Raw genomic sequence first — 25,586 nt, forward strand, 5'->3', positions numbered from 1 at the left:
GAAACCCCTGTTCCCCCAGCGCGATGCCGGTGTGGGGGTCGGTGCCCCGGGACCCGGCCGCCCCCCCGCGCGGGGGGGGGGGGGGGGGGCTCGGGGCCGGTCCCGGAGTCAGGGCTCCGGGGCCGCTGTCAGTCGATGCCGGGCAGGATGTGCGGCTCCGCGAGGTCGTCCTCGTAACCCGCGAGGCGGATCGGGGCGGACCGCGCCCAGACCTCCAGGTTGCCGAGCGTCTCGGGGCGCTTCTTGCTCCGCGACCCCGTACGTTCCATCAGCGCCTGGTCCGTCTCCGTCAGTTCTGGTGTCACCGCGCACTCCTTTGTGTCGCGTAACCCGGCGGGCGAGCCGCGCACCGGGGGCAGGTGTCAGGGGTTCCGGACGCGGTGGCGCCTTGGTGGAGCGAGTGCCCGGGTGGGGCTCTCATGGGCATCAGAGTACACATATGAGCGGACCCCTGCTCGATGGAAAGGTAAAATCCACGCTGGACCACTTGTTTTCGCCACGAGTTCAGTCACTCGTACGGTGACACGTCGCACGCGACTGATCTGCTCGGCGGCGCCATACGGGTGATGCGCGGTCGGGCGACGGAGGGAACGACAGTGGCGAGATCCGAGGTGCCGGCGGTCGTCGGAAGCGTCGACGAGCTGATGGACCTGCTGCGGGACGGGCCCGGCGGCGGGCACGGGCTGCGCACCGCCGCGCTGCTGCGCCGCTCGCACCCCTTCGACAAGGAACTCCAGGTCGCGGGGCTGCTGATCGCCCACCCCGCGGAAGCGATCCGGCCGCTGCTCGGCGAGCGGGTGGCCCGGCTGGTACGGCTCCTCGTGCCGGGCACGCCGACCCCGGAGTCCGACTTCGACGCGGACGCCCTGTGCCACGCTGCCGAAGCGGGCCGCCGGGCCACGGGCCCGGACGCGGACGCGGACGCGGGGGTGCTGGAGGACTGGCGGCCGGTACTGGAACTGGTCGCGGCGGGGGCCTACGACCGGACGGGGTGAACGCTGAACGCGAAGCGCCCCCGGCCGCTCATATGAGGGCCGGGGGCGCCGTACGTCGGGGTGGGCGACCTACCAGTTGGCGGGCGCGTAGTCCTTGAGGAAGACCCCGTACAGGTCCTCGCCGGCCTCGCCGCGGACGATCGGGTCGTAGACGCGGGCCGCTCCGTCGACCAGGTCGAGCGGGGCGTGGAAGCCCTCCTCGGCGAGGCGGAGCTTGTCGAAGTGCGGGCGCTCGTCGGTGATCCAGCCCGTGTCCACCGAGGTCATCAGGATCCGGTCCGTCTGGAACATCTCCTGGCCGCTGGTCCGCGTCACCATGTTCATCGCCGCCTTGGCCGCGTTGGTGTTCGGGTGTCCCGCGCCCTTGTAGCCGCGACTGAAAACGCCCTCCATCGCCGAGACGTTCACGATGTAGGCCCGGCCGCCGTCGGTCTTGCGGGCCGCCTCGGCCATGGCCGGCCGGAGCGCACTGATCAGGATGAACGGCGAGGTGTAGTTGCACAGCTGGGTCTCGAGCAGCTCCACCGGGGAGATCTGGTCGATGGTCTGCACCCAGGTGTTGCTGTCGACGACGTCGGGCAGCAGGCCGCCCGCGTCGATGGCGGTTCCGGCGAGGTGCCGCTCCAGGCTGGCGTTGCCCGCGACCAGCGCGAGGTCGGCGACCTTCTGCGCCTCGAGCCCGCTCACGCCGACGGGCAGGGCCGCCAGGCCGTCGACCGCACCGGAGTTGAAGGCTCCGATGACGTGGTGGGCGGGGAGCTCACCGGCCGGCAGCGGGGCGCCCTCCCCCTCGACCAGCGCCGCGTACGCGGACGGCAGGCGGCGTACGGTCTGCGTCGCGTTGTTGATCAGGATGTCCAGCGGACCGGCCTCGGCCACCTGCTCGGCGAGCGCCACCGACTGGGCCGGGTCGCGCAGGTCGATGCCCACGACCTCCAGCCGGTGCATCCAGTCCGCCGAATCCTCCATCGCCTTGAAGCGGCGGATGGCGTCCTTGGGGAAACGGGTGGTGATCGTGGTGTGGGCGCCGTCCCGCAGGAGCCGCAGCGCGATGTACATGCCGATCTTGGCGCGGCCGCCGGTGAGCAGCGCACGCTTGCCGGTGAGGTCGGCGCGGGCCTCCCGCTTGTTCCGGTTCTCGGTGGCGCAGACCGGACAGAGCTGGTGGTAGAAGTAGTCGACCTCGACGTAGCGCGTCTTGCAGATGTAGCAGGAGCGCGGGCGCTGGAGTATTCCGGCGATCCGTCCGGCTTCCGTGACCGAAGTGGGCAGCAGACCCTCGGTCTCGTCGTCGATGCGCTCGGCGGAACCGGTGGCGGTCGATTCGGTGACGGCCCTGTCGTTGGCGGTCTTGGCCGCGCGGCGGTCCTGGCGGCGGCGCTGCTTCACCGTGCGGTAGATGCCGGCGGTCGCGCGGCGTACGGCGATGGCGTCCGGGTGGTCGACGTCGATCTTGTCCAGCTCGTCGAGCACGCTGAGGCAGAGGGCCAGGCGGTCGGGGTCGATGCCGGGCCCGAAGGCGTGGCCCTGCTCCTGGCTGTCTTCGGTCACCGTCATACCCGCTGCCGTTCCTTGATCACTCGTCCGCGTCCGCCTGCTACGGAAGTCCCCAAAAGGGCTAGTGTACGGATCCGCCCCGGCGGACGACAAACTCGTGCTCCGCCGCAGGTCAGGCGCGGTACGGCGGACCGGCCGCAGGCCCCGGAGGGTACGGCCGGTCCGGGTTCGCGGGCTCCCGGCTCAGATGTCGACGCCGTGGCCGCGCAGGTACTTCAGCGGGTCGATGTCGGTGCCGTAGCCGGGCCCCGTGCGGATCTCGAAGTGCAGGTGCGGTCCGGTCGTATTGCCGGTGGAGCCGGAGCGGCCGATGCGCTGCCCGCCGGAGACCTCCTGCCCGGCCTTGACTCCGAGCGCCGAGAGGTGCGCGTACTGGGAGTACCGGCCGTCGGTGTGCCGGATGACGACCTGGTAGCCGTACGCGCCCGCCCAGCCGGCCGAGACCACCTCGCCGGGGCCGACGGCCTTGATGGCGGTGCCGGTCGCCACCGGGAAGTCGACACCCGTGTGGTAGCCGCTGGCCCAGGAAGAGCCCGCCACGTGGTAGGCGGTGCCGAGGCCCGCGTCCACGGGCACGGAGAAGCCGCCCGAGGGCGCCTCCTCCTTCGTCGACACGGGTTCGGCCACCGGCTTCGCGGCCGGTTTCTCGACGGGCTTCTCAGCCGGTTCCTCGGCAGGCTTTTCCGCCGCCGGTTCCACGGGCTTGACCGGCTCGGCCGTGCGCGGCGGCTTCTCGGGGTTCTGGGCGGGGGGCGCGGCCGGAGCGGCGGTGATCCGCAGGGTGAGCCGCTGCCCGGGGAAGATCAGATCCGGATTGCCGCCCACGGTGGCCCGGTTGGTCTCGTACAGCGCCTGCCAACCACCCTCGACGTGCTGGTCGGTGGCGATCTCCGAGAGCGAGTCGCCGGGCGCGACGACGTACGGGTTGGGCAGGACCGAAGTCCCGGTCGGACGGGGCGCGGTGCCCTGCGGAGCGGCCGTTTTGGCCTCCTTCGCCTGGACCTTCACCTGTTGGGCCTGCGGCGCCTGCTGCGTCTGTTGCATCTGTTTCGCCGAGGCCGGCGCCGGGCCGCTCCGGCTGAGTCCCGCCTGTTTCCCGCAGGCCGGCCAAGCCTGCGGGCCCTGCCCCTTGAGCACCTTCTCCGCGACCGCGATCTGCTGGTCCTTGGTGGCGAGGTCGGCGCGGGCGGCGTACGCGGTGCCGCCGAAGGCCCGCCAGGTGCTCTGGCTGAACTGGAGCCCGCCGTAGTAGCCGTTGCCGGTGTTGATGTGCCAGTTGCTGGTGGACTCGCAGGCGGCGACCTTGCTCCAGGTGTCCACGGAGGCGGCGTGCGCGGCTCCGGCGCCGATGAGAGGGAGCGCGATCCCGGCGCCACCGGCGGTGACGGCGAGCGAGGCCCGGTTGATGCTGCTCGGCTGATACCGGCGGTGCCGGCCCCGTACACCCATGGGAGCCCCCATCGAAGACAGCAGGAACCGCACACCGTAACGCTGCGACCGGAACATGACAAGGTGCACAACCAGACACGTTCGAGGGGAAGTTGAGCGTCCGCCGAAAGTAGGGGGTCGGTAAGGATCTCTCCCGATGTAGCGTCGGTGTTCCGGCATTCCTCCGCATATCGAATGCACTGTCGAAGCAGCACTGTCGAAGCACTCAGGAGCGCACCCCATGAGCAGCAGCACGGCGCAGATCGGCGTCACCGGCCTCGCGGTGATGGGCAGCAACCTCGCCCGCAACTTCGCGCGCAACGGGTTCACCGTGGCCGTCCACAACCGCACCGCCGCCAAGACCACGGCTCTGGTACAGGAGTTCGGACACGAGGGCGCCTTCGTGGCCGCCGGGTCCGCCAAGGAGTTCGTCGACGCGCTGGAGCGCCCGCGCCGCCTGATCATCATGGTGAAGGCCGGCGAGCCCACCGATGCCGTGATCCGCGAGTTCGCCCCGCTGCTGGAGCCGGGCGACGTCATCATCGACGGCGGCAACGCCCACTTCGAGGACACCCGGCGCCGGGAGAAGGAGCTGCGCGAGCAGGGCCTGCACTTCGTGGGCGTCGGCATCTCGGGCGGCGAGGAGGGCGCGCTGCTCGGCCCGAGCATCATGCCCGGCGGCTCGGAGGAGTCGTACGCCTCCCTCGGCCCGCTGCTGGAAAAGATCTCCGCGAAGGCCGCCGACGGCACCCCCTGCACCTCGCACGTGGGCCCCGACGGCGCCGGCCACTTCGTCAAGATGGTGCACAACGGCATCGAGTACGCCGACATGCAGCTCATCGCCGAGGCCTACCACCTGCTGCGGGACGTGGCCGGCTACTCCCCCGCGAAGATCGCCGAGACCTTCCGCTCCTGGAACAAGGGCCGCCTGGACTCCTACCTGATCGAGATCACCGCCGAGGTGCTCGCGCACACGGACGCCGCCACCGGTCTCCCGTACGTGGACGTGGTCGCCGACGCCGCCGAGCAGAAGGGCACCGGCCGCTGGACCGTGCAGATCGCCCTCGACCTGGGCGTTCCGGTGTCGGGGATCGCCGAGGCGGTCTTCGCCCGCGCGGTTTCGGGCCACGGCGACCTGCGTACCGCCGCCCGGGGCCTGGCCGGCCCGAAGGCCGCGCCCCTCTCCCCCGGGGCCGCGGACGCCTTCGCTGCCCAGGTGGAGCAGGCGCTCTACGCCTCGAAGATCGTCTCCTACACGCAGGGGTTCCACCAGATCCAGGCCGGCAGTGAGGAGTACGGCTGGGGCATCGACCTCGGCGCCGTGTCCTCGCTGTGGCGCGGTGGCTGCATCATCCGGGCGGCGTTCCTGGACCGGATCCGCGCGGCCTACGACGCCCGGCCTGACCTGCCGAGCCTCCTCGCCGACGCCGGTTTCGCCGAGGAGATCGGCGCCGCGCAGGAGGACTGGCGCGAGGTGCTGGTGGCCGCGGTCCGCCAGGGCATCCCGGTACCGGCCTTCGCGGCCTCGCTGGCCTACTACGACGCCCTGCGCGCGGAGCGGCTTCCGGCGGCCCTGACCCAGGGCCAGCGCGACTTCTTCGGAGCCCACACCTACCGGCGCACCGACCGCGAAGGCTCGTACCACACCCTGTGGAGCGGCGACCGCTCCGAGGTCCGCACGGACTGACGCGCGGCCGGTCGACTCCCCCGCCCCGCCCCGCCCCGCCCCGGCTCAGCTCAGCTCAGCTCAGCTCAGCTCAGCGGCTCGGGCATCGGCGCGGGCTCGGGCATCGGCGGACCCGGATCGGGAGGTGGTACGGGGTGCGGGGGGATCGGCTCGGGGTCCGGGAACGGACCGGGCCCCGGTAGGGGCGGCGGATCGGGAACGGGCGGCTGTGTCATGGTTCCCAGCTTCCGCCGTTCCGGCCCGGCCCGCACGACGAGAACGGCGCCCCTCACGGGGCGACGTTCCCCGTGGTTGTGGTCTAGGTCGTCAGGCCCCGAGCGCGGCGGCCAGGCCGGTCCTCGGGCTGGAGAAGACCGGGGTGGCGGTCGTGGTGAGGTCCTCGGCGCCCGCCATCGACGCCTGGGCCAGCACGATGACGTCCGCGTCGGTGACGGCGTCGGCCGCTTCGGCCACGAGGGACCGGCAGCCGGCCTCGTCTCCCGCCTCGAAGCGGTCCCAGGCTCCGGCGACCACCCGGGTGCGGATCGACACCGGCCCGGTGGCCTCCTCCTCCAGCATCCCCACCGTCGGGGCCAGGGTGGACTCCACGGTGGCCAGGACGAGGATCCGCGGCCCTGTGCGCACCGCCGCGGCCGCCATCGGGCGGTCGACGCGGAGCACCTGAACCCCCAGGGCCGGGGCCAGCGACTCCCCGACCGCACCGATGGTCGAGCAGGTCACCAGGACGGGCCCGTCGGAGCCTTCCAGCAGCTCCCGCACGGCCGGAGCCACCGACTCGGGCCCGTGGGCGCGGGCCCGCTCCAGCAGCTCCGGGACCACGAGGTGCCGTAGGACGGCGCCGGGGTGGTGCCGGTCGCGCAGGGCGTCGAAGACCGGGACGTGCGCGGCGGAGGTGTGCAGCAGCGTCAGGGCGTTCCCCGACCCGGTCACCAGAGGTCGGAGTCCGCGTCGAGCTGCGCCTTGGCCGCCGCCACGACCGCGGCCGGGGCCTCGGGCGCCTGGTCGGGATGTTTGGCGGCCCAGCTCGCTGCGTACGGGCACAGCGGGACCACGGGAACGCCCTCGTCGGCGGCGATCCCGTAGAAGGTCTTCACCAGGTTCCCGGCGATCCCGCGCCCCTCGTGGCCGGGCTCCACGACGGTGTGGACCGCCACGAGGGCGTGGGGCGCCTCGGCGAGCACGAAGTAGGCGATGAACCCGGCCACGGACTCGCCCTCGACGGCCAGCAGCCTCCCGGACTTGCGGTCGTCCACGAACTCGATCGGCACGGCCTGCGACATGGTCCCCGACTCCCCTCAGACAGCCACCGCGTGGGGGCTGCGCTCCTGGTCCGTTCCCGGAACCGGGGCGGACGGATCCGCGCCCAGTTCGACGATGCGATTGTCTCCGTCGACGTGCACGACGCGCGGCTTCAACACCCGCGCCTCGGCGTCCTCCACCTGCGCGTAGCTGATGAGGATGACGAGGTCCCCGGGGTGCACGAGATGCGCGGCGGCCCCGTTGATCCCGATCACCCCGGAGCCCCGCTCCCCCTCGATGACGTACGTCTCCAGCCGGGCCCCGTTGGTGATGTCCACGATGTGCACCAACTCCCCGGGCAGCAGGTCCGCCGCGTCGAGGAGATCGGCGTCGACGGTCACGGACCCGACGTAGTGCAGGTCGGCCTGGGTGACGGTGGCCCGGTGGATCTTGGACTTGAACATGGTACGAAGCACGGAGAAACTCCCGGTTTGTCTGCTCCCTGCCTGCTCTTTGCAGGTCAAGGGCGGTCTCCGCAGATTACAACCAATCGCATGTTCGGTCACCTGTCCCCAGGCCTCTCAGGACTCATGACCGGTGCGCTCGGGGTCCTGGGCCGGGGCGGCCGGGCTACGGCATGCGGAGGGTGACGGACGAGAGGTTGATCAGTCTCTGCACGTCCTCGCCCGCCGCGATCACCCGGCTGTAGAAGTCGGACGGAAGACTGTCGGTGTAGTACTTCATCAGGTCGATTTCACCCGTTGTCGGGTAGGGCGTGGCACTGGGCGACGGGTCCTGGAAGTCCCAGATGCTGAGCAGGCTGTCGTTGACCGTGCCCTTGTGGCCCCAGGAGAGCGACTTGCCGCCCCAGGCCCACAGCACGCTGTGGCCGAACTCGTGCGCCGAGACCTGCTCGAAGTTCTGGTCGCCCCGGGCGTTCAGGCCGCCGTAGAAGCCCTTGTTATAGAAGACCGAGGCGTCGATGATCCCCGAGTTGTGGCTGCGCCGGTAGCCCGAGCCGGTCTCGACGTACAGGTCGAAGGCTTCTGTCGACGGGCCCTGGTCCGCGGTCGTCTTCACCGTGAACGCATCGCCGGCGATCATCACGGAGCGGGACCAGTACTTGCCGATGCCTGCGAGGAAGAGCGGGCGCATGCGGTCGAATTCCACCTGCGCGAGCGATCCGTCCTCGTTCTGGCAGTCGACGGAGACATGCACGTCGATCTTCTTGGCGCCCAGGTCCACCTTGGCGGTCACCCAGTTCCGCATCGCCCGGTTGTCGAGGGCCACGAGCTTGTCGATGGTGGTCTGGCCCGCGAGTTCGAAGTTCAGCTTCAGGTACAGCTGACGGTGGAGACTGGCACCGTCGAAGATGCCGCTCGCATTGCGTCCGTTCCACTGCCATGCATGGCTGCCAGTGGTCAGGAACGACTGGGGCAGGACCTCCTCGTAGACCGTGGTGACGGTGCCGTCTCCGATCGAGAGAGTCACCTTGTCGGCGGCGATCGCGGTCAAGTCCTTGATGGTGAACTTGAATTCGGCCGGCGGTCCGAACCCCAGGGGGTCCAGGGTGTGCATGCCGCCCACGAGCTCGATGTCGACGGGCGCAGAGGGCACTCCGGCCGCCGGGGGCGGCACTCCCGCGTCGTGCGGAGGACTGGAGCCGGGCATGACCGGGCGGGCGTCGACGTCGATCTGGTCCCCCGTGGGCTTGGTGACCTTGACCGATGCCTTGTTCTCCCCGGCGGTCGCGGTGATCTCCTTGACGTCCTTCGTGGTGTTGGCGCTGTCGGGACTCGTCGCGCCCGCACCCATCATGGCGCGGATCCCGGTCACAGTGAGGTCGGCGGCCGTCTTGTCGTCGATGAGCTTCTTCGACTTCGCCGTCTCGATCGTCTTCATCGCCTTGTCGATGTCCTTGCTCATCTTCCCCTGCAGCGCGAGGTCGGCCGCCTTGGCGCCGAAGCCGGTCGCGGTGTTGAACGCCTGCTCCAGGGCGGCAGCCGCGTTCTTCTGCGTGCCCTCGAGGCCGGCCATGTCGCGGAAGGCACCCGCCTGGCCCAGCAAGGTGAGGGTGGCACCGAGGCCGGTCGGGTCCGGAGCGGCGGGGGCGTTCTGCATGGCGATGACGGGCTGCGGGAACGTCGTCGGCGTGACGTCCGCCGGGGTGGCCCGGCGGGTGTCGGTCGAGGTGGGCAGGATCTGCGGCGGTGAGTCGGGGATCGGCGACTGCTCCCACCGCCAGAACCGGGCCTCCTCCATCTCCTCGCAGGAGTTGCAGGCCCCCGTGACCGCCTCGGCATAGACACCGCTGGTGGGGATGGCGATGCGCGAGGGCTCGATGGGGGTGTTCGGCTGATAGTGCTCCAGCAGATCGATCGGGTTCCGTGCGTCCTGCTTGTACGTCGGGTCCAGGTGGAAGCCCCGGGCCACGGGCATCACCAGGCTGTTCCCCACGATGCCGACGAGCTCGTTCTCGACGACGCTCGCCACCGAGCGGCCACCGCTGCCCGGTGCCTCGAACCCGTCGAGCAGCATGAACCGCCGGGCGTCGCTCATCCGCGACCAGAGGATGTGGTGGTAGCGCTCGATGTTCTCGTTGAGGTGGTCCAGCAGGTTCCGGGCGAGCTCCTTGTCCTCCTCGCGGGGGTTGCGGAGCTCCTGGCGGTTGAGAGGCGTCTCGACGCGGACGTCGTCGTACCCGGAGAGGTCGTTGCGGATCATCGCATTGGTGAAGAGCTCCGACGACATATGGGCCGTACGGTAACGCAGCGCACCGGAGTCGACGATCACCCGGGAACCCGCCGGCAGCAGGTTGACCACGAAGGGGAGACCGGGCAGCGCGAGCTGGGAGCTGATCACCACGGCCTTGATGTCGGCACGGCGTACCGGAGGCAGGGAGGCGCCCATCCGCAGCGAGACGAACAGACTGGAGTCGTTGAGGAAGCGGGACACGAGCGTGGGGTCGATCTTGAGGTCGACCGGGGAATCGTCGCTCTTGATCGCGTGCACGCGCAGGTTCTGGATCACTGTCGAGGCGATCTTCGGGCCGAGCTGCTCCAGGAAGATCCGGTCCTTCAGCTTCTGCCCCCTCAGGTACTGGTCGTAGAAGTCCCGAGGGCTGAACCCGAAGAGGCCGACCAACGGGTTCCACGCTCCCTCGTTGAAGTCGTCGTCCGTGTCCCGCGGCCGGGCGAGCTGGAAGCGGAGCTGGAGCTCGCCTTCCACGGATTCCAGGCTCTCGTCGGCGTAGCGGCCCGTGGGCAGATCGCTGCCCACGTACTGCGCATCGATCCGGTCCAGTGCGGCGAACCCCCCGCGCACCACGCGGGGAACGGCGTCGGCCAGGGTGTTGCGCCACCGCAGGGCCTTTTCGTCGGTGAACCAGGACATGAGCAGCGGCACCAGCAGGCACTCCTGTACGTCCACCAGCCGTTCTCTGACCAGCAGATGACGCAGCACCTCGAAGTACTGGATGGTCAGCGCGTGACAGTGGTTGTAGTTGGCGACCGACTCGGTCGTCGCGACCACCCGTTCCCCCTGGGCGACGGTGTGCACGACCGACGTGCGTTGCGTCCGTACGGAGGACGCGGCCTGGACGGTGCGGTCCCGGAGCTGGTTGATCGCATTGGCCGCGGTGCTGCGCGAGGAGTTCTGCCATGCGGAGCTGTCCGAGCTGGAGAATCCCGCTGCGACCCCCAGCAGGCCGCCGACTCCTTCGGTGATCATCCCGCCAATGCCGCCTCCGCCGGCGACGGCGCCGACGGAGGAACGGGACCCGCCCCGCGTGGACTCGCTCAGCGTCCCACTGACGATCTCGTTGATGTCGCGGTCCCGGGTGAGGCTCGCCTCCACGCTGTCCCGGGACTCACGGAACTCCTCCCGCGAGGTCGTCTCTCGCCGTTCCCAGTCGACGACGGAGATCTGCTTCTTCTGGCCGGGCGCCAGAGGCAGGCTGTAGAGGAGGTTGCCCATGGAGTAGCCGTCGGCGACCCACTCCTGCTTGAAGCGCAGGATGTGCCCGTGGGCGATGGTGCTCGCCTGGTAGACGGTGGGGTCGTCGTCCCAGTCCACCGGGTGGCCGCCGTCGAGCTGTTGCCGGCCGGGGGGCTTGGCCACCGCCGAGCCGAGGAAGCGCTGCAGGTCACCGTGGCGGGTGAGCTGGGCAGCCGCGTACACCGCCTTCAACGGGGACGAACCCGGGTCGCGGGCCAGCGCCTTGAGTGCGGCCGCGTCGATCAGCCCGGTGAGCTTCGGGACGGCGGCGTCGCTCGTTTCGGCCGCGCCGACGCCGACGCCGGCGGGGTCCTCGCGCCGTACGTCAGCGATCGGTAGACCCGACGCCCTCGCGGCCGCACTCGGCGCGGCGATGCGAAACGCTGCGCGGGACTCGGCCAGTTCCGCCTCAAGATAGGGGGTGATCAGGGACAGCGGGACCTTGGACGGCTCGTCCAGGGTGAGCCCCTTGATCTCCGGTTCCGTCGTACGGACCAGGTAGGTGAAGCCGTACTCCTCAAGCGTGCGGTCGGGCTTCGTGAAGTCCATGCAGCGGCCCATGCCGACGTCGCTCGAGAACGTGCCGTCCGCCCGGGCCAGGTCGGTGGCGTCGGGCGCGCGGGGCGCGGTGCCCGGGGCATGGCAGGCGCAATCGTCCCCCTCGGCGGGTTCGGGTACGTCCACGACGAGGACGGCGGTCTCCGGGAAGACGCCCCGGTCCTCCAGATGTACCGGAACGGTGACCTCATCCTCCAGCCCGACGGTGGCGTGGGCCGAGCTGAACGCCCCTACTGGATACGGTCCGGTGAAATGTCCCTGAGCGTCGGTCGTGGACACCGTGAGGGCGCGGAAGTCCTCCGGCTGGGGGTCGGCCTTCTGCGCGCCCCAGAGCACCACCTGCAGGGCGGCGGCCTGCCGCCGCCCTGCCGAGTCGATCACACGGCCGCGCACCCGGGTCGGTCTGCCGGCCGCGGGGTCGTCGTTGGGCAGCGTCGTGCCGGGGACGCGCGGTTCGACCGTCAGGGTGATCTTCTGGGGAAGGCTCGTACCGGCGAGGCTGTCGCTCCTGAGCAGTTCGCCGTCGGGCGCGGATGCCTTCAGAGTGATCGGGCCCACGATGGTGGCGCGTGACGGGAGGGAGAGGGTGGTGACCCCTTCTGCGTCGGTCGGTCCCGATACGGCGAAGGGGATGTCGCCGATCGCCTCCTGTCCTGCGGTGCACACACCCGTGATCGTGGCCGAGTGTCCGGTGAAGTCGCCGCCCCCGCTGCCTTCGGCACGGACGAGTTTCACCTCGACCCGCTCGGAGGCGGGTGGCCGTCCGAGTGGTGCCCCGACCGTCACGAGCCACCGCAGTTTCCCCAGAAGGCGCTCGCCGATGCCCTCGACCTGGAGCAGGCCCTCGACTGATTCGAACGGTCCGTGGGCGTCGCGGAAGGCGACGATGTTCTCGGCGATCGTCTCCCCGAACGCGGGGATCTTCGCGAGCTCTTCCGTGGTGGACATGTTGATGTCGACGAGCTCAGCCATGACGCTTCCCGGTGAGGTGACGTGCGGTGAGGTGAGGTGCGCCACGAGGCGGACACCTTCGCGTACGACGGCCGACGACCATCACTGGCATGCAAACAGACACGGCGCGAGTGCGCGAGCCGGAAGGCGCCTTCCGCGGGGGACGGCCTACAGCGATTCAGGGGGTGAACAGCTCGCTCGTCCGCGTCAGGCGGTGGTGGCCTCCCGGCGGCACGGACGGGCCCGTGCGGACCGCTCCGGCCGTGACCAGGATCCGGCCGTCGGCCAGGGGCACCGCGGCGAACTCGGCGCGGCCCACCGCCATTCCGGGCGCGGCTGACCAGCTCCGGGACAGCGGGTCGTAGCGTACGGCGCTGCTCAGGCCCGCGTCGTACAGGGGGTCCGTGGTGCCGCCGACCACCAGGACCTCGCCCGAGGGCAGCGGGACCGCCCGGTGCAGCAGGCGTCCCCAGGGCATGTCCGGCTCGCGGGTCCAGGTGCCCGGGCCCGGGTGGTAGCGCTCTGCGGTGGCCAGGCTGTACGGGTCCAGGCGCCCATCGGGGCCGACGGCTCCGCCGGGGCCTCCGCCGGTGGCCAGGACGGACCCGTCCCGCAGCGGCGTCAGCCGGTGGGCGGAGCGGGGCACGGCGAAACCGGCCGTGGGGGCCCAGGTGCCCGTCGCGGGGTCGTAGCGCTCGCAGTGCGCGAGAGCGGCCCCCGGGGACACGTCCCGGCTGGTCGCGGCCCAGCCGCCGGCCACCAGGACGCTGCCGTCCACCAGGGCCACGGCGGGGTGGTACGCCCTGGCGTCGGCGAGGTCACCCGTCGCGGTCCACCGTCCGCCGCCCGCCGGGTCGAACACCTCGGCCGAGGTCAGCGAGCGCTCCGAGTCCCTCGAACGGCGGTCGCTGCCGCCCGCCACGAGGACCCGGCCGTCCGCGAGCAGCGTCGCGGAGTGCCCGCAACGGGGCTGCCCCATGGGCGCGGTGTCCGACCAACTCCCGGCCACCGGGTCGTACACCTCGGCCGTGGCCAGCGCACTCACGGGGAAGGGCAGCAGGCCGGTGTAGCCGCCGGTCACCAGGACCCGGCCGTCGGCGAGGACCGTGGTCGTGTGAGTCCGCCGGGGCGTGCGCAGCGGCGCCGTCGGCGACCAGGTCCCGGTGGCCGGCGTGAACAGGGCCGCCTCGGCCGTGGCGGTCAGGCGTGCGTCCGCCCCGCCCGCGAGGAGGACCCGGCCGTCGGCGAGCAGGACCGCTCCGCCCGCCGTCTCGGCCACGTCCCGCTCCCAGGGCAGGTCTCCGGCGGGCGCCCAGTGTCCCGTGCTCATGGCGTCAACACCTCCGTACTCATGGCGTGAACACCTCCGCCTCCCGCGCGGCGACATCGGCGGCGAACCCCGGTGCCGCGACTCCCGTGCGGGAGACCCCGCCCGCCGCGAGGACCCGGCCGTCGGCGAGCGGGGTCGCGCCGAAGGCCCAGCGCCCGGTGCGCAGTGGCCCGGCCGGGGACCACGCGCGGGTGGCCGGGTCGAAGCGGAGCGCGCTCGGGAAGCCCGCGTCCAGCGCCGCCGGGTCCACTCCGCCGATGACGAGGACCTCGCCCGAGGGCAGCGGCAGCGCCCTGGGGTAGCAGCGGCTCCACGGCAGCGGCGGCTCGTCGCGCCAGCCTCCGGTCGTCGGGTCGTAGCATTCCACGCCGGTCGGGCCGTACGGGTCGAAGCGGGCGTCGTCGGAGCCCGAACGGCCGCCGCCCAGGGCGAGGACGGTGCCGTCGGGCAGCGGGACGGCCTGGTGGCCGAACCGGGCGTCGCGCAGCGCTCCGGTCGCGCTCCAGGCGCCGGTCTGCGGGTCATAGGTCTCGCAGAGGGCGAGTGCGGTCACCGCGGTGCGCCCGGTGGCCGCCAGGCCGCCGACCGCGAGGAGGCGTCCGTCCGGCAGCGGCGCCGCGATGTGGTGCCAGCGGGCGTCGGCCATGTCCCCGGCGGGTGACCACGTCCGGGTGCCGGGGTCGAAGAGCTCGGCGGTGGTCAGGGTCGCGGTGGTCCGGGCGTCGCGGGGGCGGTTGCCGCCGGCCACGAGCACCCGGCCGTCCGTCAGCAGGGTCGCCGAATGCCCGTACCGGGCGCCGGACATGGGTTCGGCCGCCGTCCAGGTCCCGGTCCCCGGGTCGTAGAGTTCGCTGCTCGCGAGGGTGTGCGGCGGGAAGGCCTGGGGGCCGGTGATGCCGCCCGCGGCCAGGACCCGGCCGTCGCGGAGCACCGTCAGCGAGTGCATGCGGCGCGCCTCGCGCAGGGCGCCCGTCTCCGTCCACGCGCCCCGGGCCGGGTCGTGGAGCGCGGCGGCGGAAAGTGCGAGGAGCAGGGCTCCGGCGCCGCCCGCGGCCAGGGCCCGTCCGTCGTGGAGGGTGACGGGACCCTCGTACTGGCCGTGCCAGTAGACCAGCGGGACCGGAAGGGTCCCGGCCGGGTCCCAGTGGCCCGACACCGCCTTCCGGGGCGGCGGCCGGTCACCTCCGTCCGTCACGACCAGGCGCACCCTCGTCCCCCTCCTGTCGCTCTTCTCCCCGGACCGCCGCCGGGTTCGCGGGCGTGTAGATCTCGGTCGTGACGGTGACCTCGTCCTCTCCTGGGACCGGGGCCGCGGGTCCGGAACGGGTGAGTCCCCCGATGGCGAGGACCCGGCCGTCCGCGAGGGCGACCGCGGCCGGCGCCCAACGGCCCTCCACCATGGCGAACTCCGTCGACCAGGTGCGCGCGGCCGGGTCGTAGAGCAGGGCGTTCTGGTAGCCGATGGCGAGCGAGACGTCGTCCGTGCCCCCGAGCACGAGCACCTCGCCCGATCGCAGCAGGACCGCCCGGTGGTGACTGCGGCCCCACGGCATGTCCGCGTCCGGGCTCCAGGTGTCGGGGCCGGGGTCGAAGCGCTCCGTGAGCCACTGGCTGTACGGGTCGAACGCCCAGTCGTCGGGACGGAACCCGCGCATGTCTCCGCCGGTCACCAGCACGCCGCCGTCGGACAGCAGGGTCGCCTGGTGGCCCTTTCGGGAGCTGGCCAGGGTGCCGGCCGGCGTCCAGACCCCGGCGGCGGAGTCGTACGTCTCGCAGTACCCGAGCGCCCCGTAGTGGCCCCGGCCGACCGAGAGGACGCCGCCGGCCACCAGCACGCGGCCGTCGTGGAGCCGCACCGCCGGATGGCCGAAGCGCGCGTCGGTCATGGGGCGGGCCGGCGTCCACTGACCGGTGACCGGGTCGTACAGCTCGGCCGTCCGCAGCGTGTACGGGGAGGGCCCGGGGCGCGCCGTGGCACCGCCCGCCACCAGGACCCGGCCGTCCGGGAGTCCGGTGGCCGAGTGGGAGAAGCGGGCCTGGCGCAGTCCGCCGGTGGGGGTCCATCGGCCGGTGGCGGGGTCGTGGACCTCGGCGGTGGCGAGGCCCTCGGCCGGGCCGTCGGGGCCGCGGCCGATGCCGCCGACGGCCAGGACCCGGCCGTCGGCGAGCGGGGTCAGGGTGTGCAGCCTGCGCGGCGTCCACATCGGGCCCGTCGTCGACCAGGTGCCGGCGGCGGGGTCGTAGACCGCGGTGGCCTCGGTGGGCGTGCGACGCCCGTCCTCCCCGCCGGCCAGCAGCACCCGGCCGTCGCCGAGGAGTACGGCGGCGTCTGCGGGCTGGCCCCAGAACCCGGCGAAGGGCAGCGGCCCGGTGGCGGCCCAGACACCGGGCGCCCCGGCCGCGTCGGCACCGGCACCCGCGACGCCCGCCGCACCCAGACCCATACCCGCACCCGCACCGTCCGCACCCGCCGCACCCGCCGCACCCGCCGCACCCGCCTCACCCAGGACCACCCCGGCCCCGCGCGGGGCCCGCCCGCGCCCCGGCCGGCGCGTCGGGAGCGTCACCGCTCCACCTCGGCCACGGTGTACCGCACGACGAGCAGCAGATCGACCACCGCCTCGGCGTTGAACCCGGAGCCCTCCCGCAGATCGGCCGCGAGCGCGGCGATGTGCTCGGCCGGAACGGTCAGCTCCCATTCCTCGCCGGTCTCGGTGACCGGGCCGCCCGCCCCGTCGACCGCTCCCCGCGGCTGCCCGCGGAGCGAGGGATCGGCGGCCAGCCGGACCTCGGCGCCGTGTCCGCGCCGGGCAACGAGGGTGCCGGTCAGCGGTTCCCCGTCGCCGTAGCAGTCCACGTAGCGCCGTCGGCCGTCGGGCCGCAGCTCCCCGGACAGGACGAGGACCAGCTCGGGCTGCGAGACCGTGATCCGCTCGTCCCGGAAGGCGTACGGGAAGCGGTCCTTGGCCACCGTGAACCGCAGCGTCGCCGGCTGCCCCGGCTGTGGGGTCAGGAAGCGGCTCCAGCGGTCGCCGAACTCCCGCCTGGCGCTGAACACCCGGTACAGGGAGCTCGATCCGTCCCCGCGCGCCCAGTCCGTGAGCGCCTTGCGCAGCTCGGCCACCGCCCGCTCGGCGAGCGCGCTGCCGCCGTCGCGCGCCGTGTACCGCAGGTGGAGCACCACGTCGCTGATCGACTCGTAGTCGAACTGCCGGAACTCGTCGGGCAGCGACAGGCGCCACTGGCTCAGCGCCCCCGCGCCCTCGAACGGCAGGAACCGCTCGTCGCGCAGGCTGGTCTCGAACAGCCCCGTGTCGTCCTGGCCGGTGCTGGTCACGATGGACTGGCCGGCTCCGGTGCTGTCGCGGAACCGGGTGTCGGAGCGCTGGCGGGCGTACTTCCCGTCGGACAGGCGCGGATCGACCCGTACGGTGCTGTCGAGGAGGGTGGCCGTCAGGTTGACGGAGGTGTACGGGCCCGCCACGCACGGCACGGTCACGGCCAGGCTCTTGATCCGGCGCAGGTAGTGGCCGGGGGTGTCCAGGTCGAACAGCGCTTCCGGCAGGGAGACGTAAGCACTGCCGGTCTCCTTGAGCCTGAGCAGCGCGACCGGGTCGATCTGGGCCAGCGAGATCCGCTTCGTCAGCTCGAACTCCCGGGCGTTGGCCTCGTGGTAGGCGGCGTCGAGCCTGCCCAGGTCCACGCTGAGCCGCTCGCCGGAGAGCAGGCCCTTGTACAGGGTGTCCCAGTAGCCGAACCGGATGTAGTCGGGCTGTTCGACGCCCAGCTCGTGGCGCAACGCCCGCTCGGCGCGCTTGGCCAGGTCGTACGCCAGCTGGTAGGCCTGGAAGTAGCTGGTGGCCAGCCGGCCCGCCATCCAGTCGTAGAGTTCCTCGCTCGTGTACTTCTCGTACAGGAACGCGTCCGCCTCGCGGGCGTTGGCCAGCTGGAGGTCGTGGTTCTCCAGCTCCGTCCGCGCCACCTTCAGCCGGATCTCCGCCGCGAGGATCTGCCGGTCGAACTGCTGCTGTTCTACGCGGCCCTGGCCCGCCTGGAAGTCCCAGTCGTCCTGGCGCCGGTCGTAGCCGGCCATGGTGGCGGCCAGTGCCCCCGCGCCGTTGAGGGTGGTGGCCACCTTCTCCAGCGATCCGGAGAGCCCGTGCAGGGCCTGGCTGAGGTTCTGACCGCCGAAGGTGACGCCCATGGTGGTGGGTGTGCCGGTCTTGACGTCGGGGATCAGGCCCATGGCACTGGCGGTCATGTCCACGCCCGCGGCGACCGCCTGGTGGAAGAGGGCCCCGGCCGAGAGCACGGTGTGGGCGATCTCGCCGAGGTTCATGTACTCGCGGGTGGAGTAGTACTGGACCTTCCCGTCGGCGGCCTCCTGCTGCTTGCGTACCGCCAGGAGGTTCGCGTCGGCCTCCAGGACCTGTTGTTCGCGGACGGTGCGTGCCGCCTTGAGGACCGCCGTCTCGTGGCGGGAGCGGAGCCGGGCGAGCGCCTCGGCGTCGCGCTTCTCCAGTGCGGCGAGCAGGGCCGCCCCGAACGCCTTGACCTCGCCGGTGAGTTCCTTCGCCTTGGCAGCCATCGTGGCGAAGCGGTACGGGGGCACGGGCGCGCTGATGTCGTCCAGGACGCTCTCGATGCTGAGCCCGGCGGCCGCGGCCCGCGCGAGGAGCGCGGGGTCGATGACGGCGCCGAACAGGGCGGCGCGCCGCTCGACACCGGAGATGTTCTGTCCGGCGCGGATCTTGGCCAGCCGGTCGGCCACGGTGTCCCAGTAGCCGAGGAGCTTGTCGTTGCGCGGGACGACGAAGTAGTCGAGCCAGTTCAGGCCGAGTCCGGGCGCGATCTGCGGGGTGGCGTGCGCCGGCTCGGTCCGCGCGGGTCCGGCCGGCACCAGGTGCTCGGCCCGGACGACGGCGGAGGCGAGCCCCCGCGAGCCCTGGACGACCTGACGGTAGTTCTTCGGCTCGGGCACGGTCCTGCCGGTCACCTCGTCGGGCCGCCGGCCGAGCAGCTGGGAGGCGAGGACGTACAGCTGGGTGGCCTGGTTGACGGCCTCCATGGTGTCCTGCCGGAACAGCTGGTCGCCCCAGGCGATCAGGTTGTCGAGGTACTTCATGACCACCGCCTTCTGGTAGGCGGTGGTGCGCAGCCGGGCGACCACGTCCGGCTGGAAGGGATGGTGCAGCCAGTCGAAGACCTCTGCGCTGTCGTACCAGCCGCCCTCGGCGAGCCGCCGCAGGACCGCCTCGATGCGTTCCTTGGTGTAGTCCTCGGTGAGGTAGAAGGGCTGGGTCCGCCAGTAGCGCTGCGGTGCCGGCAGTTCGCTGCGGTCGGTGGGGTCGAAGATGCGGTGCAGCCACTGCTGGGCCTGCGCGAAACGCTGGTTGGTGGTGAGCCGGTTGGCGCCCAGGAGCGGGGCGTGGAAGAACAGCTCCCAGTTGTAGTCGGCGTAGGCCCCGGACCGGTCGAAGTCGACGGTCTCCTTGGGGAGGTCCCCGAGGACCACGTCCATGTTGGGGTCGTACCAGGTCTTGAAGTCGAAGGGCACGCCGTACTTGTCGGGGTCGAGCTGGAGGTCGCGGTCGTACAGCCCGTCCATGCCGCTCTGGGCCAGGTGGGAGGCGAAGGTCTGCGTGAACGGGTGGTAGGCGGGGACGATCTGCACCTGCGAGGTGCGGGAGTCCTGCGGTACGAGCAGGAAGGCCCGCTTGTCGTCCGTGAACGTCTGGTAGAAGTCCGTGCCGCCGGTGGAGCCTGTGTGCGAGCAGAGCAGCCGGAACAGCTCGCTGCCCGGGGAGTGGTTCAGCAGCAGGGCCGGCGGATTTCGCCAGGGGCCCCGGACATCGAACATGTAGAAGGGATATCCCCCTTCCCCGAGCACCTGTACGTACTCGTTGTAGTGCGCGCGGGTGTGCGCGGGCGCGGCGAGGGGCCCGTCTTCCGGCGCACCGGCCCATTCCAGGAAGGTACCGAAACTCATGCCCCCCAGGCGCGGGGTCAGCTCGTAGTCCCCGGTGAGGAAGTAGCGGCCCCCGGTGACCAGGTTGGCGAAGCAGTACGTCATCGTGAGGTCGCCCGTGGTCCACGGCTGCGTCGGCGCGAGCGTGTACAGCTCCGGACTGAGCACTCCCTCGACCGGGTACAGGTCGCTGTTCCGGGCGTACAGGATGTCCTTGGCCACCGTCTTGTGCTGCCACTTGCCGCCCGCGTACTGGCTCCAGTTGAGCTTGAACTCACCGTGCTTGTGGGGTTCCTCCAGCGCGTGGTCCGGCAGCGGCATCTTCAGTTGCTGGGGCTCCGAGACCAGTCCGTACGTGGACCAGAACAGGAACAGCCGGTCGTTCCAGATCACCGGCACCACCGGGTCCCCGTCGACGTCCAGCTCGATCCGCTCCCACGGGGTCCAGTAACGGCCGTCGACCCGCTTGCGGTAGTAGTGCTCGCGGGGCGTGGCCTCGCTGCGGCCCACCAGATGGAGGTCCCCGGCTCCCGCCTTGCTCTCGTGGCAGAGACCGGCGGGCTGCAGCCGGGCCACCTTGTCCAGGCTCTCCACGTATCCCTTGACGGCGTCCTCGATGGAGTCGGAGGTCACCTCGCGCTGCATGATCGCGTTCTCGAAATCGCCGAAGAACGGCGTCTTGTCCGCGCGCAGTTCGGGCTCGAAGTAGTTCTCGGGGTACAGGAAGACCTTCTGGTTGGCCTCCCAGAGCCGGTACTGCTTCATCCACTCCCACTGGCCCCACAGGCCGTCGAGGTACCAGGTGTACACGTGCTCCAGGTTGAGCTGGATCCGCTGGACGAACAGCTGCACCGTGTAGATGGCCTGGGCGAGCCGGGTGGTGAGCTGGGTGGGGCCCATCTCCACGTCGAGCAGGAAGTGGTCGTGCAGATCGTCGGCGTCCTGCCAGAGGGGCGCGCCCGCGCCGTCCCGCAGCGGGTTGGCGACCAGGTACGACACGAGCCCCGCCCGCTGCCGTTCCCGCAGCGCGTCCCGCAGCGGGGTGGCGGCGGCCGTCCAGTCGCGGGGCGAGTGCCGGGACTTGGCCGTCAGCCAGGCGGCCTCCGCCGCTTCGGCAGTGAGTTCGGGACGCTGCCACGGCTGCGCCCGCTCCGCCGCGACCCCGAGGCGGCGCAGCAGTGCGATGCCGGCGTGTACGGCGCCCAGCGCGGCCACGCCTCCGTACTGGGCCGCCGTGGTGAAGCCGTGGTCGCGGGCGACGACCGTGATGTCGGCGGCGTTCCACCCGGTGCGGCGGGCCAGTTCGGCGGCCGCCTCGCGTTCCTGGGCTCCGGGGGTGCGGGCCACGTCGAAGACGGCGCGCAGGGTGGGGACGCCACCGGGGATCGCGGACCGCAGCCTGCCCAGTTCGAGCAGGATCCGCAGGGGGGCGACCGGGGCGGCGGGCACGGGTGCGAGGGGCAGCGTGTTCAGGTCGAGCCAGCCGCCCTGGGCCGCGTACCCGAAGACGTACGGGATCTCCTCGGCGCTCGCGCGCATCCGGACGAGCACCAGCGTCACCCGGTGCAGGAAGGCCAGTGTGCGGAACTGCCGGTCGAAGGCCGTGCGGGTCACCGAGACCCCGGGGTCGCTGTCGGTGAACTCCGGTGCCAGGAACTCCTGGAGGACCGGTGACCCGCCGGCGGGTCGCAGCCAGGTGCGCAGCAGGGCGTCGGCGCTCGCCGTGTCCAGGCCGGTGGCCTGGCCGAGCTGCTGGACGACGGCCGTCTCGCTCAGGGTGCGTCGCAGGTAGGGGGCGAGCCGTTCCAGGACGAAGTGGAAGCGGTCCGCCGGGGTGACGTCCGAGCCGTCGAAGAGGGTGTCGCCATCGCCGGCGTCAAGGAACCCGTTGCCGTCCGCGGGCGATACCTGCTGCGCGGCCTTGAGGCCGGCGACCGCCCGGAGGATCTCCGAGGGGGTGCCGGTGGGGGTCAGGAGCGCGGCCTCCGTCTCGGTGAGGTAGCCGCGGCAGCGCAGGGCGCGCAGGCTCGGGTCGTGGAAGACCTTGGCCGTGAGCGTCGGGGGGATGCGGTATCCGGCGGGCAGGGCGTCCAGGGGCGCCGCGAAGACGGGGATGCGCAGGAGCTTCATGCGGTCGCGGACGAAGGCGCGCGGCGCGTCGTGGAGGATCCCGACCGCCGTCCGGAAGGCGCCGTCGCCGCTCAGCGCGTTGACGCGGTCGAGCTGCGCACGTGTCATCGGTCCGCCGAAGGTGAGCAGGCCGTCCTCCGGGCGCTCGGCCGGTTCGTGACGCAGGGGCAGATCGGGGGGCAGGACCAGGCCGGCGGGCAGCGCCGGCAGGGGTGCGGTGTAGGTGACGGTGCCCAGCAGGGTGGCGACGGCCCGCTGGGTGAGGTCGGTGTCCCAGCCGAGCAGGGCGAGGTTCTTGCGGGTGAGTTCGCCCTTGTCGTCGGTGGTGCGGGCGGTCTGCTGGTGGATCGTCTGGACGGCGGCGCGCAGGGTGGTGAGGGTGGCGGCCAGCGCTTCGTCCCGGGGCACCGGGCTCTGCCCGCCGGGTCCCGGGGGCGTCCCGAGGAGCACGGCGTCGAGGTCGGCGACGGTGAATCCGGCCTCGGCGAGCAGCTCGGCCAGGTCGAGGAACTCCTCGGTCCGTGCGATGCCCGGGTCGATGGGCTGGGCCGGTGCGGCGGCCGCGTCCGGGCCTCGGTCGTCGAAGAGCAGGGGTGCGCCGCCGCCGAGTTCGCTCTCGCCGGGGGTGTACGAGGGCCGGGCGGACAGCCGGACCGGCGCGCCGCCGGCCAGTTCCCTCTCGCCGGCCGCGCCCTGGTCCCGGGCCGTCGTGGGGGTGGTGGTCCAGAGGAACGGCGGGCAGTAGCGGGCGAGCCGCAGGGTGTCGGGCACGCTCAGCGAGACGGCCCGGGCGAGGGTCACCCAGGCGACGAGCTTGGTGAGCGCGAGGAGGTCGAGCCGGTCGCCGATGACGGCGTCCGGGCCGGTGGTGAGGGCGGCGAGTTCGTCGTCGGTGACGCGCAGGACGGCCGGCAGGGCGGCCGTGACGGCGGGCCGGCCGGTGAGGGGACCGACCTCCTGGAGTTCCGTACGGTCCGGGGTGAGCCGGAAGGGGTGCGCCGCGCCGGGCGGGACGGTGACCACGGCCGGGTCGAGGAACAGCCGGTCGTACAGCGGCGGCCGGGCGGCGCCGGGGAACGGGTGGGTGTCGAGCGGCTGGGAGAAGGCGAGGACCTGGTCGGCGTCGAGGCCCAGGCGGGCCGCGAGTCCCCGGGCGGCGGCGATGCAGCGCAGGGCGGCGGTGTCCAGGCGTCCGCCGGAGCCGCTCCCCGCGATGAGCCGGTCGGTGTCCTCGTCGGAGAGACCGAGCGCGCGGCGCAGCCGGACGAAGCGGTGGAACCGGTCGAGGAAGGCGGGGTCGGCGCCGCTCAGGGTCATCCGGGTGGTGTCGTAGGGGAACTTGGGGTCGCTCTGGATCGTGACGGCGCCGCCCGGGTTCACGAACCGGGTCCGCAGGGCGAGGTCGAGCTCCGCGTAGCGCAGGTGCCCGGTGTCCAGGAGGGTGCGTACCCCGGTCATCTGGCCGGCCAGGTCGGCGGGGGTGGTCTCGGCGGGCCGCCCGTAGAACTCGGCGGGGGTACGGGCCGGGGTGAGCGGCTCCCCCGCGATGATCCGGTGCTGCCCCCGGCTGAGGCCGAGCCGTTCGGCGGTGCGGGTGGCGGCGGCCTCCTCGGGGCTCGCGCCGGGCACGCCGAGGGTGGTCAGGAGCAGGTCCCTGGTCACGCCGAGGTGGCCGAGGCAGGTTCCCGTCTGGGCGTGCCAGAGGTCGAAGGGCTGGTCCCAGGGGTAGACCGCGGTGCGCAGCTTCTCGTACGCGCCGGGGTTGACGTGCTGGGGGCGGACCCGGAGCTCGGCGGCGTCGCCCGTGGTCTGGCGCTGGGCCTCGGGGACGGCGCTGTCGGGCGCCACGGCCGATTCGAGGAGTTCGTTGACCAGATCGACGTAGGGCAGGGCGAGTTCGGTGTTGTCCTTGCCCAGGTGGAGCTCCCACAGGTCACGGCGGCGGGCGAAGAGGACGTCGGCGACGGACCCGTCACCGGAGGTGGTGGGGGGCGGGGTGCCGGTGTGCTGCCCGAGGCGGCGCAGGAAGTACAGGAGGTCCACCAGATAGGCGGGCTGGCCGTAGAAGGACTGCCATTCCTCGGCCGCCGGATAGTCGGCCGAGCCGAACAGCTCCTCCCAGTCGGGGATGCACGGGTCCCCGTCGACACGGGCGGGCAGCCAGGGGACGTCGAAGTGTCCGGCGGTCCGCAGGTCGGCGACGAGGTTGACGGCGGTGGCGTGGATCCGGACGGCCCGTTCGTGGAGGGCGTGCGCCTCCTCCTCATCGACCTGGCCGGCCATTCGGCGGGCGAAGCCGGTCCGGTCGATGCGGGCGATGTCCTGGGCCGAGTCGAAGCCGCTGTCGCGCAGCGCCCGCATGGTCTCGAAGCGCGGGGCGACCTTGAACACGCGCTGTACGGTGCCCAGTTCGTGGAGGGCCGCGGCGTCCGGGACGGTCGCGCTGTTGACCGGGGTGCCGAGGATGTCGAAGTCGGGGTTGGCGGCGAGGAAACGGGCGGCCGGGGTGTCCCGGTGTTCGGGCAGGGCGGCCAGCTTGTGCGCCACGTAGGCCGTGGGGTGGGCGGCGGCGACGGCGGCGCGGACGGATTCGGCGTACGCCGTGGCCTCGTGTCCGGGCGGCGGGCCGCCGGCCCGGGCCACCAGCTCGGGCCAGTGCTCGTCGAGCGTGACCAGGTCGCGGAGTTCGGCGAGCTCGCCGGAGTCGAAGCGGTCGAGGACCACGGCGACCAGCTCGGGGTGTTCGGCGGTGGCCGTGGTCGCGGCCAGGCCGAGGGCGAGCCGCAGGCGGTCGGCGTGGGGGCCGGTCTCCGGTCCGGCTACGGCTTCGGTGTGCCAGGTGTCGTCGTCGGCGCGGTCGAGGTACGCGCCGTAGAGGCGTTCGCGGGCCGCGGGGTCGGGGACGGCGAGGGTGAAGATCCGAGCCAGGGGTGTCGTGTCGGCCGGGCCGGCGGACGGGTCCGCGGCGGCGAGTTGGTGCGAGCGCAGCGCGGTGAGGAACGTGTCCGTGTGCGCGGAGAGGTCCTGGTGGAACGCCGCCCGGCGCGCGCCGCGCGGTCGGGCTGAACCGTCGCGCACGCGGGCACGCTGCCCGTCGGTGTGATGCCCGTAGGCATGGTGTCCGTCGGCGGGCGGGGCGAGGGCTCGTCGGACGTCCTGCGCCCGTAGCTGCGCGAGGGTGCCCAGATCGTCCGGGTGGCCGTATCGCAGCAGGGCGTGGAAGACCTCGGCGGGCTGGCCGGTGGCCGCCGCGTGCCGGGCCGCGGCCACGACGTGCGCGATCCGGTCCCGCTCCTGTCCGGTGGCGCGGGCCAGGAAGCCGACGTCCTCGGTGGTCAGTCGCGCCGGGTCGCCGCCATCAAGCAGCGGCCTGAGATCGGCGAGCAGCCGCTCGTACTCGCTGCGCCGGTCCGCCGGAAGGGTGAGGTCGAGCGGGGTGTCGGGCCGTCCGTCGAGCGCCCGGACCGCCCGGGCGGAGGTGCCGTCGAGGCTCACCTCGACCAGCAGGTCCACCGGACCGGCGGGCCTCGTGAACTCCACGAGGTAGCCGCCGTCGATGTCGGTGAGGGTCGCGCCCAGCGGTTCGGTGGTGCGCAGTCGGCGGGCGCTGACGGCTACGGTCGCCCCGGCGCCGGACGCGCCGTCGGCGCGCAGGACGCGCCCGCGCAGTCGGCGGCGGGTATCGGCGGGGCCGGGCGCGGGGGCGGGCACGGGGGCGGCGGGGCCCGGGAACTCGCTGGTCATTTC

Annotated in this window: 13 protein-coding genes; 2 read left to right on the forward strand and 11 right to left on the reverse strand. The window is 72.4% G+C overall.

Features of this window, described 5'->3' with window-relative positions; all coding sequences use genetic code 11:
* Window positions 1–128: 128 nt before the first annotated feature.
* A complete protein-coding gene (locus tag ACFXDJ_RS01785; protein WP_384651618.1) occupies window positions 129–305 on the reverse strand; it encodes a hypothetical protein in 177 nt (58 codons plus the stop codon).
* A 339-nt stretch (window positions 306–644) separates the two neighbouring features.
* Between ACFXDJ_RS01785 and ACFXDJ_RS01790 the strand changes: the two genes are divergently transcribed.
* Entirely contained in the window at window positions 645–995 is a 351-nt protein-coding gene (locus tag ACFXDJ_RS01790) for a hypothetical protein (RefSeq protein ID WP_384651614.1), read from the forward strand.
* A 69-nt stretch (window positions 996–1,064) separates the two neighbouring features.
* On the opposite strand, the gene ACFXDJ_RS01795 is transcribed toward ACFXDJ_RS01790, so the two are convergent.
* Together ACFXDJ_RS01795 and ACFXDJ_RS01800 are read right to left on the reverse strand one after the other, a co-directional pair.
* On the reverse strand, window positions 1,065–2,552 hold the full coding sequence (locus tag ACFXDJ_RS01795) for an SDR family NAD(P)-dependent oxidoreductase (protein ID WP_384651584.1): 1,488 nt from the start codon (window positions 2,550–2,552) through the stop codon (window positions 1,065–1,067).
* Window positions 2,553–2,735: 183 nt separating this feature from the next.
* Window positions 2,736–4,001, reverse strand: a complete 1,266-nt coding sequence (locus ACFXDJ_RS01800; RefSeq protein WP_384651586.1) for a transglycosylase family protein — start codon at window positions 3,999–4,001, stop codon at window positions 2,736–2,738.
* 220 nt (window positions 4,002–4,221) lie between these two features.
* Here ACFXDJ_RS01800 and gndA point away from each other — a divergent pair, with 220 nt between their 5' ends.
* Window positions 4,222–5,667, forward strand: a complete 1,446-nt coding sequence (gndA, locus tag ACFXDJ_RS01805; RefSeq protein WP_384651588.1) for an NADP-dependent phosphogluconate dehydrogenase — start codon at window positions 4,222–4,224, stop codon at window positions 5,665–5,667.
* Window positions 5,668–5,973: 306 nt separating this feature from the next.
* Here the strand turns inward: gndA and ACFXDJ_RS01810 are convergent, their stop codons facing one another.
* The 8 genes from ACFXDJ_RS01810 to ACFXDJ_RS01845 form a co-directional block, all read right to left on the reverse strand.
* On the reverse strand, window positions 5,974–6,600 hold the full coding sequence (locus tag ACFXDJ_RS01810) for an arylsulfatase (RefSeq protein WP_384651616.1): 627 nt from the start codon (window positions 6,598–6,600) through the stop codon (window positions 5,974–5,976).
* The gene (locus ACFXDJ_RS01815) at window positions 6,594–6,947 is read right to left on the reverse strand and encodes a GNAT family N-acetyltransferase (RefSeq protein ID WP_384651590.1); all 354 of its coding nucleotides are present in this window, start codon (window positions 6,945–6,947) and stop codon (window positions 6,594–6,596) included. The genes ACFXDJ_RS01810 and ACFXDJ_RS01815 overlap by 7 nt, the downstream gene beginning before the upstream one ends.
* Window positions 6,948–6,962: 15 nt before the next feature.
* On the reverse strand, window positions 6,963–7,382 hold the full coding sequence (gene panD, locus ACFXDJ_RS01820; RefSeq protein WP_214953674.1) for an aspartate 1-decarboxylase: 420 nt from the start codon (window positions 7,380–7,382) through the stop codon (window positions 6,963–6,965).
* 154 nt (window positions 7,383–7,536) lie between these two features.
* Entirely contained in the window at window positions 7,537–12,432 is a 4,896-nt protein-coding gene (locus ACFXDJ_RS01825) for a helix-hairpin-helix domain-containing protein (RefSeq protein WP_384651592.1), read from the reverse strand.
* A 157-nt stretch (window positions 12,433–12,589) separates the two neighbouring features.
* Entirely contained in the window at window positions 12,590–13,741 is a 1,152-nt protein-coding gene (locus ACFXDJ_RS01830; RefSeq protein ID WP_384651594.1) for a Kelch repeat-containing protein, read from the reverse strand.
* A 19-nt stretch (window positions 13,742–13,760) separates the two neighbouring features.
* On the reverse strand, window positions 13,761–14,936 hold the full coding sequence (locus tag ACFXDJ_RS01835; RefSeq protein WP_384651596.1) for a Kelch repeat-containing protein: 1,176 nt from the start codon (window positions 14,934–14,936) through the stop codon (window positions 13,761–13,763).
* Window positions 14,920–16,308 carry a kelch repeat-containing protein gene (locus ACFXDJ_RS01840; RefSeq protein WP_384847482.1) on the reverse strand — a complete coding sequence of 463 codons (1,389 nt, stop codon included), beginning with the start codon at window positions 16,306–16,308 and terminating at the stop codon, window positions 14,920–14,922. The genes ACFXDJ_RS01835 and ACFXDJ_RS01840 overlap by 17 nt, the downstream gene beginning before the upstream one ends.
* Window positions 16,305–25,583 (reverse strand): neuraminidase-like domain-containing protein, encoded by a 9,279-nt coding sequence (locus ACFXDJ_RS01845; RefSeq protein WP_384651600.1) that lies wholly within the window; start codon window positions 25,581–25,583, stop codon window positions 16,305–16,307. Before ACFXDJ_RS01845 ends, ACFXDJ_RS01840 begins: the two co-directional genes overlap by 4 nt.
* Window positions 25,584–25,586: the final 3 nt, after the last annotated feature.

It is taken from the genome of Streptomyces sp. NPDC059443 (assembly GCF_042750105.1).
Taxonomy (GTDB): domain Bacteria; phylum Actinomycetota; class Actinomycetes; order Streptomycetales; family Streptomycetaceae; genus Streptomyces.

Bases quoted from the DNA above. Each gene is read 5' to 3' on its own strand.
- ACFXDJ_RS01830 (WP_384651594.1), bottom strand. From the start codon at position 13,741: ATGAGCACGGGACACTGGGCGCCCGCCGGAGACCTGCCCTGGGAGCGG.
- ACFXDJ_RS01825 (WP_384651592.1), bottom strand. From the start codon at position 12,432: ATGGCTGAGCTCGTCGACATCAACATGTCCACCACGGAAGAGCTCGCG.
- ACFXDJ_RS01845 (WP_384651600.1), bottom strand. From the start codon at position 25,583: ATGACCAGCGAGTTCCCGGGCCCCGCCGCCCCCGTGCCCGCCCCCGCG.
- ACFXDJ_RS01795 (WP_384651584.1), bottom strand. From the start codon at position 2,552: ATGACGGTGACCGAAGACAGCCAGGAGCAGGGCCACGCCTTCGGGCCC.
- ACFXDJ_RS01800 (WP_384651586.1), bottom strand. From the start codon at position 4,001: ATGGGTGTACGGGGCCGGCACCGCCGGTATCAGCCGAGCAGCATCAAC.
- ACFXDJ_RS01790 (WP_384651614.1), top strand. From the start codon at position 645: ATGGACCTGCTGCGGGACGGGCCCGGCGGCGGGCACGGGCTGCGCACC.
- ACFXDJ_RS01815 (WP_384651590.1), bottom strand. From the start codon at position 6,947: ATGTCGCAGGCCGTGCCGATCGAGTTCGTGGACGACCGCAAGTCCGGG.
- gndA (WP_384651588.1), top strand. From the start codon at position 4,222: ATGAGCAGCAGCACGGCGCAGATCGGCGTCACCGGCCTCGCGGTGATG.